Below are 16,940 nucleotides of genomic sequence, written 5' to 3'. Positions count from 1 at the left end.
AAACTAAAAGGACTCACTCTTGATGCAAGAATGAGTCCTTTTATATTCAAATGCAACTGTTATATCTACAGCTAACTATTCCATTCGGGTTGTCGTTCGTTGATACTTGCATGTTGTTGAAAAGAGGTAAATACAATCTCAGGTAGCATCTCTTCGTCTGTTAGCAAATGATCCATATGATCTACCAATAATAACTCTGCTGGAAATAATTCTGCTTCTTGACGACAACAGGTCACTGTAATTTGTTTGGATTCACCTGGGAAAAGAGTAAAATAAGCTTCGCTTGCAGTTATCCAATAACGATCACTGGATTCATACGGATAGATATGCAAAGCTATACTTTCTCCTTGATTGGTTACTTTATATTTTCTGTTCCATAACGTATGAGCGATACTATCAGATAACAAAGTACCCCACTCTTGATTGACTTCTACATGTAAATGAGAATTACCTTTTTGAAGTGCAGGGGCATAGATCGACTGTTGTCTTGTTGAAAAAGTATACATATTATCTGCAATAGACTTTTCTCCACATCTAGACTGCAAGCGAATATAAAATAACTGATCTTCAGTCTGTGGAATCGTAAAGCGGAACAAAGCAGGAGTTGCGACTTGATCTGAATTAGTTGTTCCAACAATATGACGTTCTTGCAGTATCTCACCTTTGCTATTCAGCAATTGCATATTCACTTGAAAAGGTTGGTCTTGATCGTGACAGACAACACGTAACGGAAACTCCACCGTCTCACCAACAACATAATGCAGACTGCGATAATCGATACTTGCTCGAAAAGGAGCATAAGCTTCTTTCACCCAATAATAAGCCATTTTTGCTTCATTATAATAATCAACTAGATTGGTACAGGTGACATTCGGCCACGGTTCATTCAATTGCCAGACCAGACTGCCACTATTGTTAAATTGACGGCTTCGATTAGAATCCAAAATAAAGCGTAACCCTTCGGCTTGAATCCATTGACTACAATCTACAAATGATTCCAAAGTATCGAGCGAACCGAATAACTCGATGTCACGGCTATACGTATCCCACCATTCTCCATGATGTCGCCAGACCAGACTATTTTCCATCGAAGTTGGTTGTCGGTAAGGTTGACTTAGAAATTTATGTAGACTGCGAACATGACTTAGCCCGTCTACACCGAACTCACTATGAAATAAATGATCTGCTTCACCGTACAACACATAATGCTGAGGATTACCTTCGTATTTCCAGTGACCGTGTACATCATGGCTGACCCCTTTTTCATGGGTGATATATTGTACAGGCCCTGAAGCAGATGTTGGCAAAAACATTCGCTGTGGATCATACTGCTGTACCAGTTGCTGAAGCAATGCTAGATTATGATCATCATACGTGGAAGGAATATTAGGTGCACTCATTAATTCATTGCCACCGCTCCAGATCGTAAGGCTAGTATGATTACGACGACGCTTGAGCGCTGAGATTGCATTGCGTTGTAATAAATCCAAAAATTCAGGACGTTGTGAAGGTGTATTATCGATCCCTGAACTTGATTGAATAAATTCTTGCCAGATCATAATACCGTGCATATCACATAGCTCGTATAAAATACTTTTTTCGATAATACCGCCACCCCATATACGCAGCATATTCATATTTGCTTCTTTGGCAAGATGAATCAGCCATTCATAACGATGAGCGGTTACATTTCCATATAAATGATCGAGCGGAGTGATATTTGCTCCACGGATATAGATTTTACGTCCGTTGATTTTGACAGTATAAGGCAACGCATCAGTTGGACTTCCTTCATTAGATACATATTCCAATTGCCGTATTCCTACACGACATGTATACACATCACATATGGTATTGTGCTGAAGCAATGTAATCTTTACCTTATATAGTGGCTGATCTCCATATCCGTTGGGATACCATAATTGCGGAGAATCTATTAGACTTTGCATAGTAAATGTAGACTCATTCTTTATAAATGATTGTTCTAATTGAACAACAGCATTTCCTGCCGGATCAAAAATAGCCACTTGTACTAGCGTAGACTTTTTACCTTTACTTTTCCCATGTGGCTGGATCTCTCCACCGATCTGAATAACTCCTTGATGTTGTTCGTTTAGATCAGTCTTTACTTGAATATCCTGCAAAGAACAATGTTGATAGGATTTGAGCACGATATCATCCCAAATGCCAATATTAATCAGACGTGTGGAAAAGTCCCACTTGTAGTTGAATCGACTTTTCTGCGTAAATGTTGCTGACGTTTTGCCGATTTGTCCCATTTCATCCGGTGGATGCTTGAGTACAATCAACAGTTCAACACGTTCACTTTGTTGCAGTTGCTCTGTAATATCGAATACCGCAGGTTCGTACATTCCGATATGTTCACCGAGGTATTGTCCATTCCAATAAATGAGTGCTTCATAATCTAATCCCTGACAGATTAATTCGGTAGCTACTGTATCTGTCTGAGGATAAATATCTTTCCATTCAAAACAAGTCCGATACACCCACCAGCGATTCTCCACCCATTCACATTGCAGACTATTCATATCTTGATACGGATTTTCTATCCATCCTGCCCGGTATAGATCATAATGAACACCTCCTGGTACAGTCGCTGGCATCCATTCTGTAACTCCTAACAATTCATTCCCAATTTCCATACTTGTGCCTTTGACCGGAACCCACGGCCAGAATCCTTTCAGTTCCCATGTCATCTGGCTTAACGAATATTCACGATCAGATGTATACATACTTGCCAATAGAATCGTTCCCTCCTTTGTTAGATGCTTATCCTTTCACTGCTCCACTCGTAACACCTGAGAAAATATACTTTTGCAAAAACAAATATAACAAAATCGTCGGAATCATAATAATCAGAATCGCCGCACAAATATTCGTCCATTGTGCTTGATTATTTCCTGCAAACCGCATAATCGCTGTAGAGACCACAACCAAATCTTGCTTGGGCATATACAGAAATGGAATATATAACTCATTGTAAATATTGATCGTTTTCAAAATAATCAAAGTCGCTGTTGCCGGCCCAAGTAACGGTAAAATAATACTGCGATAAATCCGTAACAGACTGGCTCCATCCATCATGGCACTTTCGTCCAATTCATACGGAATATTTTTGATAAATTGCAAATAGATATAAATCTGAATGACATCGGCTCCTACAAATAATAAAATTGGTGCGTAAAGCGTATTATAAATACCCATCGCTTGAATAATCGAAAATGTCACCACTTGAGTCGTAATCGTCGGAATAATAGTCGCGATCAGAAACGCACCAATCACTAACCTTTTGCCTCTAAATTGAATTCGACCTACAGCATAAGCCACCATCGTACCGAGTATAATATTGCCAAGCAATGCGATAATAATAATTAGAAATGTATTCAAAAAAGCATGCATAATATCTGCCCGATCGATAACATTTGCAAAGTTTTCAAAATTCAAAAAACTAGCAGGTAACGAAAAGGGATTACTGCCTTCATCTTCTTTTTTGAATGCATTCACAAATACCACATACAGTGGAAATAAAACGGTACATGTTCCTACGATCAAAATGACATATTTGAGTATATGCACGATATCAAACTTTCGATTCATAAGCAGTTAATCTCCTTTCCGATTAATGACTAGATTTTGTACCACCAAAATAATGGCTGTAAATAGAAGCAGAACTACACTCATCGCTGACGCTAGACCGTAATTGTTAAATTGGAACGCTGTCTCAATCGTTTTGAACAAAAATGTTTCACTTGCTCCAGCAGGTCCACCTTTAGTTAAAACAAACGGTAAATCAAATACCGCCAAAGCACCACTAAGCGTAAGGAACATATTTAATGAGATAATAGGTGTCAGATTAGGAATCGTAAGCGACCATAACATTTGAAATCGGCTGGCTCCATCTATTCTGGCGGCTTCATACATATCTCCAGGAATCGATTGAAGTGCTCCCAGATAAATGACCATATTGTAGCCCATAAAGCGCCAAAATCCGATAGATGCCAGTGCATAGTTGACTAGCGAAGCATTCCCTAACCAACTTTGTTGCCATGACTCTAATCCAACAAGCCCTAGCAATCCATTTAACGATCCATTGGTCGTATCAAATACATACTGAAACATAAAAGCCACTGCAACAGCATTCATAATAAAAGGAAGAAATAACATGACTCTAAAAAAATTACGTCCTCGCAATTTGGAATTCAAAATCACAGCAAATACAATCGCTACGATATTTTGAATAATCCCGATCAATACATAAGGAATCTGATGAAGAAATACACCAAACAAATCAGGATTGGTGAAAATTTCAATATAGTTACCCAGTCCAAGCCACTCTTTGACCGGGCTGATTCCATCCCAACTGGTAAAGCTCAAGTACACTAATCGCATCGCTGGATAATACGTAAAAATAGCTAATAATGCTAAAGGTATTAACAAAAACGAAATCAATATCAATTTTCGTTGTAATGGATATGAAATATGACTCATCGTTCCACTTCATTCCCTTTCTGTAACAGCTTCATTCAGCAAAGCAAGTTCGCTCTAATAAAATGACCTGCTTTGCGGATTTTCTTCATCTGTTCTAGTGTGAGCACAAATAGACGTCTATGTCCTATTGTTAATGACCTAACGATTTTTTGGCATTTGCCCATGCGGCATTATATTTATCCATAATCGTTTGGGGATCAGGAGCCAGTACAAATTCTTGTACAAAGGCTTCTTTGGTAATTTGTGCTTTATTGACGATAGCAGTGACTTTAGGATCATCAGATACTGCTTCTAGATACTTGGGTTTGAAGCTATTAAATTCTGTCAGTTGTTCTACAGCTGGCTTTTTGTCTTTCAATACAGGGATAAATCCAGCAAAATCATCGAACCCTGAATCTTCTAGCATCCATTTTACAAAAGCTTTGGCTGTTGCAGGATGCTCACTATTTTTGTTCACACCATACGCCCAGTCCGGTGCTAATGTAACATTGTATTTACCAGAATTATCGTAAGGAAATGGAAAGTATCCGATATTGCTGGAATCAGTGCCACTTTCAATCACTTGTGGAATCGCCCAGTTACCGATCACATACATCGCAAATTTACCACTAGCGATATCTTTTTTGGATTGTTCCCAATTGGTAGAGTTAATATCTGGCTCTAAATAACCTTTTTCATACATATTGCGAATAATGCTCATCGATTGACCGTAAGGGTTATCCAATTGGTAAGGAGCATCACTTTCAAGTCGTTTGTTGTTGAGATTAGCATCACCTGCAATTACAGTTGGAATCTCAGAAGACCACGGATACAATGTCCACTGATCTTTAAAATTAGAAGCTAACGCAACTTTACCTGCGGCTTTGAGCTTGTCTGCTGCTGCATAGAACTCATCAAGCGTTTGGGGAACCGCAGTAATACCTGCATCGGCAAAAGCTTTTTTGTTGTATAAAATACCTGTTGTAGTCGCACCTACTGAAATGCCATACACTTTGTTTTCAAACGATTTGTAATCTTTAAAATAAATACGATCATTCAATCCGAGATCATCTAATGGGGTGAAATATTTGGGGAGGTCTGAGTTAGGAATCGTTGGAATCAATACCACATCAGGAAATTCGCCAGAACCGACACGAATTTTGGTCGTTTTGTCTAGATCTGTAACTGCTTCAAATTCAACATGAGCATCTGGATATTTTTCATTGAAGCGTTTGGCATAATCATCATATTTTTCGCCAACCATATCTGTCCGATTTGTTAAAAAAGTGATCGTGCCACTAATTTCATTTTTGTCTGCTGATGTGCTCTGACTTCCACCACAGGCTGTTAACAATACCGAAAATATACAAACGAGCAATACAGACAAATATATCTTTTTCACTTTAAAGCCCCCTAATATTGATATCGCTTACATTCAAACATTAACATAATTAAACTTTTATTTCAACAATATAATTATATTTAATTCAACATAATAATATTTTTGAAATAGACTTTAGATAAACACATAACAAAAAGACACTTAGCGCATAAGTAATACTTGCTAAGTGCCTTTTATAAACTATTTGTATTCCATATCGTTGTATAACATCGCTTTTCGTCGTTTATCACTATGACTTTCTTCTATATCACTGCTTGGGTGCTGTAATCGATGCCCTCTCAATCAATTGGGTAGACATCAATATGTGCTCGGGTGTAACCTCAGGATGTTCGATTCGGCGCATTAACATCTGTACTGCGCGCATGCCAATATCATTTTTAGGAACACGAATAGTCGTTAATTTGGGGTTCATCAATTCTGTTAACGTCAAATCGTCAAACCCGATAATCGATACATCATCCGGACAATGAATATCCCATTTCGATAATAGACTGAGTGTTTCCAGAGCAACTACATCATTACCACAAAATAGTCCGGTTAATGCTTGCTCTGAAGTTGTTTGCGTTTTCAATGTATCTGCAAATTCGCCTGTAATATACATCCCTGTCCCACTTACACCGATACCAGCAATAAATGTAGCTTGAATTTCTTCATCGTTTTTCTCATTAAAATCACGAATCGCTTCACGAAATCCCCGACTACGTTCACGAAAGCTCCACGAAGCATCTGGATCACCAACAAATCCTATTTTCCGATGACCTTGTGCAAACAAATAATTGGTCGCTTGATAAGCACCAAGAAAGTTATTGGCCAGAATATGATCAATCGAAGGATCAAGTAAGTTAGCATCTAACATAACAAATGGGAAATCGATCGAGCGTAGCATTTCGATATAATTATCCGGTAAATGTCCCATCACTATCGCTCCATCTGCTTTGCGATCATAAATGCTAGACGGCAATCCTTCTTTTGGGAATAAACTAATATCTATTGTCGATAAAATCATACTAAATTGATGATTGGTTAATTCAGCTTCTACTCCTTGCATGACTTTACCCCAGTATTCAATATCATCTAGATATGCTCTCGGCATCAGAACAACGATATTACCTGTTTGAGTATCGGAAGCTTTTTTGCGAACAGGCTTAATACGGTAACCCATTTCTTCAGCTGTTTGCCATATTTTTTCTCGTGTACCTTCATTTACAGCAGGATCATTGGATAACGCTTTGGAGACAAGTGCTTTGGAGACTTTCAATTCATCTGCAATCACTTGGAGCGTAATTTTTTTCATGGAGCTAATCATCCCCCTTTGTTCTATCGTCTATCTATAGTGGATTCACTTGACTTAACAATAAAGCTTTATTCAACAAATTTCAACTCTAATCCTATTCTCTATATGTATCAAAAAAATCCAAACAGCAACCAAGAGATTTCTCTTAGCATACTGTTTGGATCGATTATTTTACAAGCTATCTAATATGACTTGCTACATATAATAAAATACTTATAATATAACTCTAATCTTTCCTTTGCTTTACTATTACTTTAACTTCGGTAACTCATCACGTGTAATTACATTAGAAGCATTATAGACAGTCTGGATCTGAGCATTGGTATTCTTTTCAAATGTTAGCTCTGCCCAGCTCATAGCAAATGCCCATTTCGGTTGAGCCGCTAACTGACTAGGTGTAGGTAATACATCACATTCACCAATCGCTATCGGCTTACCATTGGCTACGCTCAAAGCTGTATTGTATTTCTGCGTAGTGAATCCATCGGGATTGTATACGTCTAAAGCAAAGATATCCCAATAAGCATTCCCTGGATTGTATACATTCCAATTCAGATCCAAATCTTGCATATCCCATACCCATACCAGATTACTTAACCCTTTGGTATTTACAAGATAATCATGAGTCAAACGATACAATTCAGCAGTACCGGCACTACCCGGACGACCTGCCCACCAGAATACCCCTTGATTCATTTCATGGAATGGACGGAATAATACAGTGACTTTATTGTCTTCTAAATACTGAAAATATTGTGCATAATTATCTAAGCGAGCTTTCCACGCTTTATTTAATGTACCACCGTTAGTCGTTAAGTCTTTCCACTGAGCATCGCTTAAATGACTGACTACTCCGCCTTCCCAATTGCCTGCATCCGCTTGTGTAGGTGGAGTAACGTGCATCATCACCTGGACAATCGCTCCGTTATCCCACTGCTTTTTAGCCTCATAGATCATATTCCAACGATTGTTGACATCATTGGCTGAAAATAATAAATCACCACTCCATAATCCTGGATATTTACCTGTAATACTTTTGACTTTCTCTGTCTGTACAGCAGGTGTAGCATTCGGTTCACGATTGTGCATGCCAATTACAGTTTGTTTGCCACTGATGCTTTTAATATAATCAAGTACTCCTGTAGCCGCTTGTGTACCACTGCCGTATATTTCAAATTCGTATAACGAATAACCATAGGTAGTCGCCCGTTGAAACGCATACATTTTTACATATCTAGCGGTAGTCGATGGAAACGTAATCGTATTGGTTCCTCCAGTGTTGCTATAGTTCGAATACACTGTCGTCCAATTTACATTATCGGTAGATGTCTGAATCTGAAATTGCTTCGCATAAGCAGCTTCCCAACGCAAAATAACACTGGATACCGATTGAGCTGTTCCGAGATCTACAATGTAATATTGTGTATCGCTATTTGTAGATGCCCATCTTGTTGATAAATTACCGTCTACTGCATTGGCTGCGATATTACCACTGGCTTCTGTAGAAGACACAACTACATTTTTGCCACGAGCCAGATTAACATCCGCTGCTTCTGCTTGCGATCCCAAAGACATTCCTACACCACCAAACACCAAACTGAACATCACTAGAACTAACAACCATGTATAATTTAGTTTCACCATTATATTACCTCCCTTGTAAGGTTCAGTGTTTTCTGTCTACTCCTATCCTGTAGATTGCACTTTTTATCAAGCTTTTTGCTGAACCTTTTACAATTCCGCTCATCACCTCCTTATCTTTTTTATAATATAATTATACTTTTATTTAAAATTTAATTTTGTTTATTATACATATATTACATAATTTGAAAATAAAAATATATACTTATTTTTCAATTCATTAAAATTATTTACAAACTAAAAAAACCATCTGTTGATAACAGATGGTCTTTGCTTTTGCTAAAAGATCAATTCAATATATTTCACACTTCAACAGTATAGAGACTTCCATATCATATATGTAGGATTATAAGCTCCTGTATGGCTTCAAAATCGTTATTAGATTATATGATGAATCTTTATGCTTAACTTATTAAATAGTGTCTTACGCTTGATCAGAAGCCTTTTACATCTATATCCAAAACCAGCACACTATCCAAAGAAACATTCCACGTTAATTTCACAAAATAAAAAGAGCGCCCCAACCGCTATACAACGGTTGAAGCGCTCTTTTTGTTATCTGTACATCTCATAATGCCGAGAACCGGAATCGAACCGGTACGGTAGTCACCTACCGCAGGATTTTAAGTCCTGTGCGTCTGCCAGTTCCGCCACCCCGGCACATTAACCCACATTGATGTTGAGGGTTATACATGTGCTGCTTGTCTTTATGTACTGATTGTATTACGTTACACTTATATCAAAAATATAAGTATGCCGAGGACCGGAATCGAACCGGTACGGTAGTCACCTACCGCAGGATTTTAAGTCCTGTGCGTCTGCCAGTTCCGCCACCCCGGCACATGTTGAGATGAATAAATTCATCTTCATGCCTGTTGACTTTATCACTTATTGTGATTGTTTCGCCAACATTTAAGATCATACCATGCTAGATATCTAACTGTCAACACTTTGGATTCGATTTTATTTTCAGTTAACCAAAACGTTGATTTTCTAAGATATAATATCTACATTTTCAAAAGAAATATACTGCGGCAACAATAAATTAAAACGAATAATCGTTCCTTGTTCTCCACTATTCATTTCAAATTCTCCATTCATCAAATGGATTAATTTTCGACTGATTGCCAAATTCAAACCGATACTACCGTATTGCTGATACCATGACATATCGTTAGCTTCTTTTAATGAATCAAATAACTGTTCTAATGTTGTGATATCTACAGTCATATGAGAATTATGAACAGTAATATCCAATGATACATTGTTATCAGAATCGCTTATTGCTGTTGACGCTGATAATGTTAATTGTCCTACAGAATTGAAACGCAATGCATTAAGCGTATTGATCAATATTTGTCTCAACCGCAATGCATCTCCATAAATCAACGGAAGTTCACTGGGATTAGTGTTCATCTTCAACGCAATTGGATTGTCATCCAAAGGTGTGCCGAGTGAAGTCACCACTTCATGAATCGTATGCATGAGATCAAATGGTTCTTGATCAATCTTCGTTGCGCCTTCTTCCATATGACTAAAACTCAAAATATCTTCTACCAAAGTCAACATCGACTGATTACTAGATTCAATAATATCCATATAGACTTGTTGCTGGGGATCTATCTCTGAATCCATCATCAGATCGGCTACACCTACAATATTGGTCATCGGTGTGCGAATTTCGTGTCCCATAATAGCTAAAAGGTTCCTATTCACTTGTGCTGACTTTTCCGCTTTTAGACGGGCTTGTTCTAATTCAATTTCTTTTTGCTGAAGATCGGTTACCATCTTCTCTAGCTCTACTACATAAGCTAAAAAGATCGTCATTGTTTCTAACGTTTGAATATCAGCTTCACTGAACTTGTACGTATTGCGATCCAGTGCACAAATCGTTCCATAAATACTACCATCACGCAAACGTACCGGTAATCCTATAAAAGAACCACCACCTATAGAACGTGTTACATCCATATGGCGTGTTAATTCATTTTCATTAGTATTCTCGATAATCAAAGGCATATTACTTTTTGTTTTCTCATTATTGATCACCAGACTGCAATAACTTAATTCTAAAGGAAGTATACTTCCCTCTTCTACAAGATGTTCATCACGATTGTAAGCTCGCATAATCACATTATTGAGACCATCATTGCTAGCGATAAAAATAGTATTAATGTGGATAAGTCCACCTATTATTTTAATAATGTGGTCTGCTGCATCGCCCACATTTTGATATAATATATTACTGATTGAAGAAGTATTCATTATGAACTCCACCGTCTTTCATTAAGAAAATATTAGATATAGTTCTATATACCCAAATTATACTTAAATGTATTATATATTAAATTTTAAATAATGTATTGTGAATTTTTGTACTTTTTTTATGATTGTAGAATATGTTTGGATACACATATCAAATCAGTAAAAGTTTATATTTGTGATTCATCTGACGTCACATTGGTTTATTTCGATAACATAGCCTTTATATTGATTTACAATATGATTGATATCTATTATGTCGAAAATAGCTAGATAGACGAAAGGATGACTTCATAATGAGTAAACCGGATGAGTACAAAAACCATGAAGAACGTGGAGCGGGTGTAGATCCTATACCAGATCCAGACTCTAATAAAAATCATTCCGCAGAAAATCTGCTAGAAGAAGCAGTGAGCGAATCGGTAGATAAAGTTAAAGAGGACTTCAGTAAAGATTCTAAAAAAGACTCTTCGACGAAAGATTCTTCTCATCAATAAAAATACTTCTGATTCTTTTGAACTACTTAATCAGGGTTAAAGCTTGGAGGTAATATGCTATGAAATTTATTCTAATTGTCGTTATTGTTGTACTATTAGTCATGTTATTTATGCGCCGCAGAAAAAGATAATATCACTACTTATAAAAAAAGACCCTTACAGATGTAAGGGTCTTTTTCTAATGGGCCCAGAGGGACTCGAACCCCCGACCAACCGGTTATGAGCCGGTAGCTCTAACCAACTGAGCTATAGGCCCGCATCTCCAAAAGAACGATTTCAATTGGAATGTAATATAAACAGCGACTCAATTAATATACCGTATTTCACTATTTCACGTCAAGTTAATTTTCTGCATATCTTGTATAAGCAGATGCTTCACTTTATCATGATCGTGTTTATATTTTACAAAATATGTATGTTTATTAAAAGGTAAGGGTACACTGTAGGCAGTATACCCTCTTCTATATAATATCAAAATATATGGATTTTATTTTACAACTATGGCGATGTAGTATCGTAATCTAGATCTACTTATTTACCAAAAGCAGATGGATCTTCACGCCATGAGCGTAATAGTTCTAAATCTTCTGCTGGAATTTTGCCCAATTCTACTGCTTTGTCGATCAAGGCTGTATAGTTAGAAAGAGTCTGTAATGGAAGATTAGCTTCTGCAAAAGCATCTGTAGCTTTATCTAGTTGATAACTAAAGATCGCCAGTACTGCTAATGGATCGGCTCCTGCTTCACGCACAGCCTCTGCCGCTTTAATCGAGCTACCTCCTGTCGAGATTAGATCTTCGATCACAATCACTTTTTGCCCTGATTGAATCAATCCCTCGATCTGATTATGTTTACCATGTCCTTTGGCTTTGTCACGAATATAAGCCATTGGCAAATCTAACTTTTGCGCGACCCAAGCTGCATGCGGAATACCTGCTGTAGCTGTTCCTGCGATCACTTCTGTATCCGGATATTGCTCACGAATAATCATAGCAAACGCATCTGCTATCTGATCGCGTATGTATGGATAGGACATTGTAAGACGGTTATCACAATAAATCGGTGATTTGATACCCGATGTCCAGGTAAAAGGTTCTTGCGGGCTTAATGCTACCGCTTCAATCTGTAGTAATGCAGATGCAATATGAGCTGGAATCTCTTCAATGGTTAACATGTAAACTCATCTCCTCTATAATCTGTTGTGTCGCTTCTCTAGGATCATTTGCACCGGTAATCGGACGACCGACGACTAAATAGTCACTTCCCCCGGCTATCGCTTGTCCTGGCGTTAATATACGCGTCTGATCCCCTATATCACTACCAGCCGGACGTACACCCGGAGTAATCGTAGCAAATGACGCTCCGCATGCTTGTTGAATCATCGCTACTTCTAATGGAGAGCATACTACTCCACCCAGACCACTTTGCTGTGCTAAGCGTGCGTAATGAACTACAGCCTCTTCCACTGTTCCTTGAATACCAATTTCTTGATTCATCACTTGTTGTGACGTACTGGTTAACTGTGTAACAGCAATTAATAAAGGGCGTTCTAAGTCAGTATCTGCTATTAGGGCAGACTCCATACCTTCTACTGCCGCTTTCATCATCTGTACTCCACCTGATGCATGGACATTAAAAATATCTACGCCAAGTCTGGTGATGCTATTAGCTCCACCTTTAACAGTATTCGGAATATCATGCATTTTCAAATCTAAAAAAACTGAATATCCTTTTGACTTTAACTCACGAATAAAATCAGGTCCTGCACTGTAAAATAATTGCATGCCTACTTTGAGCGTACATGGAATGTCTTGAAGATGTTCAATAAATACTCGTGCTTCTTCTACATTAGGATAATCTAGCGCTACAATCAAGCGCTTAGCTATGGATGGGGAGATCGAATGTGTCAACTGTTGTACCTCCTTGAAGATATCGTATTTGTGGTTGATACGAATATAGATATACAAGTCGTATAGACCGATTATATGCACACAAATGACGGCGGACACTAGAATGGTCCGCCGTACTTTAGTTTTGTGTGATGTAGTCGCTTATTTTCAGCTCAGAATCGTTTCCTGATCTTCCAATTGACCGACTACGATATCGTTAACAACGTCTTTTTTCGGATTTGCAGTGACTGTATTAGTCAAAGACGGCATAGCATAAGAAGAGAAGTTAATTGTATCTAACATTGTGAGCAATGCTTCAACCGTATCCAGTGATGTCATACATACCACACCATTTTCAACAGCTTCACGGCGGATACGGAATCCGTCACGAGCAGGCGTTTTCCCTTTCGTGAAGGTATTGACTACAAAGTTGGCTTGTCCACTGCGGATCAGATCCAGAATGTTCGGCACACCTTCTGTCAATTTATGAATCACGGTTACTTTGATTCCTGCTTCTTCTAATGCTTTTGCTGTACCGCTTGTTGCAATAATTTTGTATCCTAGACGGTAAAATCCTTTAAGCAAGCGAACCGCTTCTGGCTTGTCTTTGTCTGCTACAGTTGCAATCAATGCTCCGGTTGCCGGGATTTTCATACCTGCTCCGATTAGACCTTTGTATAGAGCTTTGGCATACAGTAGATCGCGTCCCATAACTTCACCTGTTGATTTCATTTCAGGTCCAAGCGTAGGTTCTACACGACGTAATTTGGCAAAAGAGAATACTGGAACTTTGACCGAGATATATTCGCTTTCTTTCCACAATCCTTCGCTATATCCCAAATCTTTAAGTTTAATGCCTAGAATCGCTTGTGTAGCAATCTTCGCCATTGGAATATCGGTTACTTTACTCAAGAATGGCACTGTGCGTGAAGAACGTGGATTCACTTCAATCACGTAGACTTCATTTTGGAAAATAACGAATTGGATATTTACCAAGCCGACAGTTTTAAGCTCTTTAGCTGTACGGATCGTGATATCGACCACTTTTTGCTTCAATTCTTCTGAAAGATGTTGTGGAGGATACACTGCGATAGAGTCACCGGAGTGAACTCCTGCGCGTTCGATATGTTCCATAATTCCTGGTACAACGACTGTTTCGCCATCACAGATCGCATCCACTTCCACTTCTTTACCTAGCATATAACGGTCAATCAGAACCGGATGCTCCGGATTTACTTTGACTGCTTCTGCCATATAGAGCAATAATTCTTCATCAGAGTATACAATTTCCATTGCACGTCCACCTAGTACATAAGAAGGACGAACCAGTACCGGATAACCTAATTTTTGCGCTGTTTCTACCGCTTCATCTATTGATAGCACTGTGCTACCTTCAGGCTGTGCAATATTAAGGCGAGACAATAAAGCTTCGAACTTTTTGCGGTCTTCTGCTTCATCAATACTTGCCAAGCTTGTTCCTAGAATCTTAACGCCTGCTTTGCTTAATGGAGCTGCAAGGTTAATCGCTGTTTGTCCACCGAACTGTACGATAACTCCGATCGGATTCTCCTGTTCGATAACATTCATAACATCTTCAAAGAACAACGGTTCAAAGTACAGTCGATCTGACGTATTAAAATCCGTTGAAACTGTCTCAGGGTTGTTATTAATAATAACTGCTTCATAACCGGACTCTTGAATAGCCCATACCGCATGTACAGTGGAATAATCGAACTCTATCCCTTGACCGATACGGATCGGACCCGAACCTAGCACTACGATTTTTTCTTTAGGGCTTTCGATTACTTCATTTTCTGTCTCGAATGTAGAGTAATAATATGGTGTAGTAGCTTCAAATTCTGCGGCACAAGTATCTACCATTTTGAATACAGGCATCATATTATTTTCTTTACGATATGCACGAATGCTATGTTCGTTATTAAATGGATCTTCTGGATGATTGATATTGCGTAACTCTGCAATCGAGCGATCTGTAAATCCAAGACGTTTCGCCATATATAATGTATCATCGCTTAGTGTATCTTCTGATGAAAGTACAGATTCATACGCGACAATACGTTCAATTTTATCTAAGAACCACCAGTCAATATTAGTGAGTTGTTGAATCTGTTCCAAGCTGTAGCCACGACGGAATGCTTCTGCGACCAAGAATAGACGCTCATCATCTGCTTTTATTAACCGTTCATCTAATACACTATCTTCGATATGTTCTGCATCTTTTAGATGAATACGATGAACACCGATTTCAAGCGAACGTACTGCTTTGTGAATCGCTTCTTCAAATGTACGTCCAATCGCCATTACTTCGCCTGTTGCTTTCATCTGTGTACCTAATTTACGGTTAGCACTGATAAATTTATCAAACGGCCAGCGCGGAATTTTAGCAACGATATAATCTAGTGTAGGTTCAAAGCAAGCATATGTTTGTCCTGTAACAGGGTTGACGATTTCATCCAATGTATAACCCATTGCAATCTTCGCTGCCATTTTCGCAATTGGATATCCTGTTGCTTTGGAAGCAAGTGCAGATGAACGACTTACACGCGGATTTACTTCGATCACATAGTATTGATAGCTTTGTGGATCAAGGGCGAACTGTACGTTACATCCACCTTCAATATTCAGCGCACGAATAATTTTAAGCGATGCAGAGCGTAGCATTTGATATTCACGATCAGAAAGCGTCTGGCTAGGTGCAACTACGATACTATCGCCGGTATGCACACCTACTGGATCAAAGTTCTCCATGTTGCAGACTACGATACAGTTATCGTTTGCATCACGCATGACTTCGTACTCGACTTCTTTCATACCTGCGATACTTTTCTCTACCAGACATTGTCCGATCGGGCTATAACGAATACCTGCTTGTACTGTTTCGCGTAATTCTTCTTCATTGATACAGATACCACCACCTGTACCTCCTAATGTATACGCAGGACGAACAATAATTGGATAGCCAATCTCATTTGCAAATACTAACGATTCTTCAAGTGTAGTTACGATCACACTATCAGGAACAGGTTGATCCAATTCACGCATCAAGTCGCGGAATAAGTCACGATCTTCCGCTTTTTCGATCGATTCTAATTGCGTTCCTAGCAACTTCACGTTTTCGCTTTCTAGTACTCCTGCACGTGCCAATTCTACAGCCATATTCAAGCCTGTTTGTCCACCCAATGTAGGTAGTAGACCATCAGGACGTTCTTGACGAATAATTTGAGTGACGAATTCAAGTGTAATAGGCTCGATGTAGACTTTATCTGCCATATTCGTATCAGTCATGATTGTTGCAGGGTTACTGTTGATGAGTACAACTTCTACCCCTTCTTCTTTGAGTGCCTGACAAGCTTGTGTACCTGCATAGTCAAATTCAGCAGCTTGACCGATAACAATAGGTCCGGAACCAATAACGAGTATTTTTTTGAGTTCATTATTTCTAGGCAT

At 38.5% G+C, this 16,940-nt stretch carries 11 protein-coding genes and 3 tRNA genes; 1 reads left to right on the top strand and 13 read right to left on the bottom strand.

Annotation, left to right across the window (positions count from 1 at the left end):
• Positions 1 to 71: 71 nt before the first annotated feature.
• The 9 genes from PQ460_RS07805 to PQ460_RS07765 form a co-directional block, all read right to left on the bottom strand.
• Positions 72 to 2,753: a glycoside hydrolase family 2 protein gene (locus PQ460_RS07805; protein WP_274172893.1), complete on the bottom strand. Its 2,682-nt coding sequence runs from the start codon at positions 2,751 to 2,753 to the stop codon at positions 72 to 74.
• A gap of 37 nt (positions 2,754 to 2,790) precedes the next feature.
• Positions 2,791 to 3,618 (bottom strand): carbohydrate ABC transporter permease, encoded by an 828-nt coding sequence (locus PQ460_RS07800; RefSeq protein ID WP_274172274.1) that lies wholly within the window; start codon positions 3,616 to 3,618, stop codon positions 2,791 to 2,793.
• 6 nt (positions 3,619 to 3,624) lie between these two features.
• Entirely contained in the window at positions 3,625 to 4,509 is an 885-nt protein-coding gene (locus PQ460_RS07795; RefSeq protein WP_274172273.1) for a carbohydrate ABC transporter permease, read from the bottom strand.
• A gap of 130 nt (positions 4,510 to 4,639) precedes the next feature.
• A complete protein-coding gene (locus tag PQ460_RS07790) occupies positions 4,640 to 5,890 on the bottom strand; it encodes an ABC transporter substrate-binding protein (protein WP_274172272.1) in 1,251 nt (416 codons plus the stop codon).
• 247 nt (positions 5,891 to 6,137) lie between these two features.
• Complete coding sequence (locus PQ460_RS07785; protein ID WP_273613062.1) at positions 6,138 to 7,184, bottom strand: LacI family DNA-binding transcriptional regulator; 1,047 nt, start codon at positions 7,182 to 7,184, stop codon at positions 6,138 to 6,140.
• Between the two features lie 249 nt (positions 7,185 to 7,433).
• Entirely contained in the window at positions 7,434 to 8,828 is a 1,395-nt protein-coding gene (locus tag PQ460_RS07780) for a glycosyl hydrolase (protein WP_274172271.1), read from the bottom strand.
• Positions 8,829 to 9,399: 571 nt separating this feature from the next.
• Positions 9,400 to 9,485 (bottom strand) — tRNA-Leu (locus PQ460_RS07775).
• 94 nt (positions 9,486 to 9,579) lie between these two features.
• Positions 9,580 to 9,665, bottom strand: a tRNA-Leu gene (locus tag PQ460_RS07770).
• A gap of 153 nt (positions 9,666 to 9,818) precedes the next feature.
• Entirely contained in the window at positions 9,819 to 11,090 is a 1,272-nt protein-coding gene (locus PQ460_RS07765) for a GAF domain-containing sensor histidine kinase (protein WP_274172270.1), read from the bottom strand.
• A 293-nt stretch (positions 11,091 to 11,383) separates the two neighbouring features.
• Here PQ460_RS07765 and PQ460_RS07760 point away from each other — a divergent pair, with 293 nt between their 5' ends.
• Positions 11,384 to 11,584 carry a hypothetical protein gene (locus PQ460_RS07760; RefSeq protein WP_274172269.1) on the top strand — a complete coding sequence of 67 codons (201 nt, stop codon included), beginning with the start codon at positions 11,384 to 11,386 and terminating at the stop codon, positions 11,582 to 11,584.
• A 182-nt stretch (positions 11,585 to 11,766) separates the two neighbouring features.
• Here PQ460_RS07760 and PQ460_RS07755 read toward each other — a convergent pair.
• The 4 genes from PQ460_RS07755 to carB all read right to left on the bottom strand — a co-directional run bounded on the left by PQ460_RS07755 (position 11,767) and on the right by carB (position 16,940).
• Positions 11,767 to 11,840: transfer RNA gene (locus tag PQ460_RS07755), tRNA-Ile, on the bottom strand.
• Positions 11,841 to 12,115: 275 nt separating this feature from the next.
• Entirely contained in the window at positions 12,116 to 12,757 is a 642-nt protein-coding gene (gene pyrE / locus PQ460_RS07750) for an orotate phosphoribosyltransferase (protein ID WP_273613066.1), read from the bottom strand.
• On the bottom strand, positions 12,744 to 13,493 hold the full coding sequence (pyrF, locus tag PQ460_RS07745; protein WP_274172268.1) for an orotidine-5'-phosphate decarboxylase: 750 nt from the start codon (positions 13,491 to 13,493) through the stop codon (positions 12,744 to 12,746). The genes pyrE and pyrF overlap by 14 nt, the downstream gene beginning before the upstream one ends.
• A gap of 147 nt (positions 13,494 to 13,640) precedes the next feature.
• Complete coding sequence (gene carB, locus PQ460_RS07740) at positions 13,641 to 16,940, bottom strand: carbamoyl-phosphate synthase large subunit (RefSeq protein WP_274172267.1); 3,300 nt, start codon at positions 16,938 to 16,940, stop codon at positions 13,641 to 13,643.

Origin of the sequence: Paenibacillus sp. KACC 21273 (genome assembly GCF_028736095.1) — a bacterium.
In the GTDB taxonomy this organism is placed as follows: domain Bacteria; phylum Bacillota; class Bacilli; order Paenibacillales; family Paenibacillaceae; genus Saccharibacillus; species Saccharibacillus kyungheensis.
The sequence above is the reverse complement of the archived record's forward strand: the minus strand, read 5'-3'. Positions and strand labels throughout refer to the sequence as shown.

What these genes read in the sequence shown, in the direction of transcription:
- PQ460_RS07795 (WP_274172273.1), bottom strand. Translation starts at nt 4,509, where the DNA reads ATGAGTCATATTTCATATCCATTACAACGAAAATTGATATTGATTTCG.
- PQ460_RS07780 (WP_274172271.1), bottom strand. Translation starts at nt 8,828, where the DNA reads ATGGTGAAACTAAATTATACATGGTTGTTAGTTCTAGTGATGTTCAGT.
- PQ460_RS07805 (WP_274172893.1), bottom strand. Translation starts at nt 2,753, where the DNA reads ATGTATACATCTGATCGTGAATATTCGTTAAGCCAGATGACATGGGAA.
- pyrE (WP_273613066.1), bottom strand. Translation starts at nt 12,757, where the DNA reads ATGTTAACCATTGAAGAGATTCCAGCTCATATTGCATCTGCATTACTA.
- PQ460_RS07800 (WP_274172274.1), bottom strand. Translation starts at nt 3,618, where the DNA reads ATGAATCGAAAGTTTGATATCGTGCATATACTCAAATATGTCATTTTG.
- carB (WP_274172267.1), bottom strand. Translation starts at nt 16,940, where the DNA reads ATGCCTAGAAATAATGAACTCAAAAAAATACTCGTTATTGGTTCCGGA.
- PQ460_RS07785 (WP_273613062.1), bottom strand. Translation starts at nt 7,184, where the DNA reads ATGAAAAAAATTACGCTCCAAGTGATTGCAGATGAATTGAAAGTCTCC.
- PQ460_RS07760 (WP_274172269.1), top strand. Translation starts at nt 11,384, where the DNA reads ATGAGTAAACCGGATGAGTACAAAAACCATGAAGAACGTGGAGCGGGT.
- PQ460_RS07765 (WP_274172270.1), bottom strand. Translation starts at nt 11,090, where the DNA reads ATGAATACTTCTTCAATCAGTAATATATTATATCAAAATGTGGGCGAT.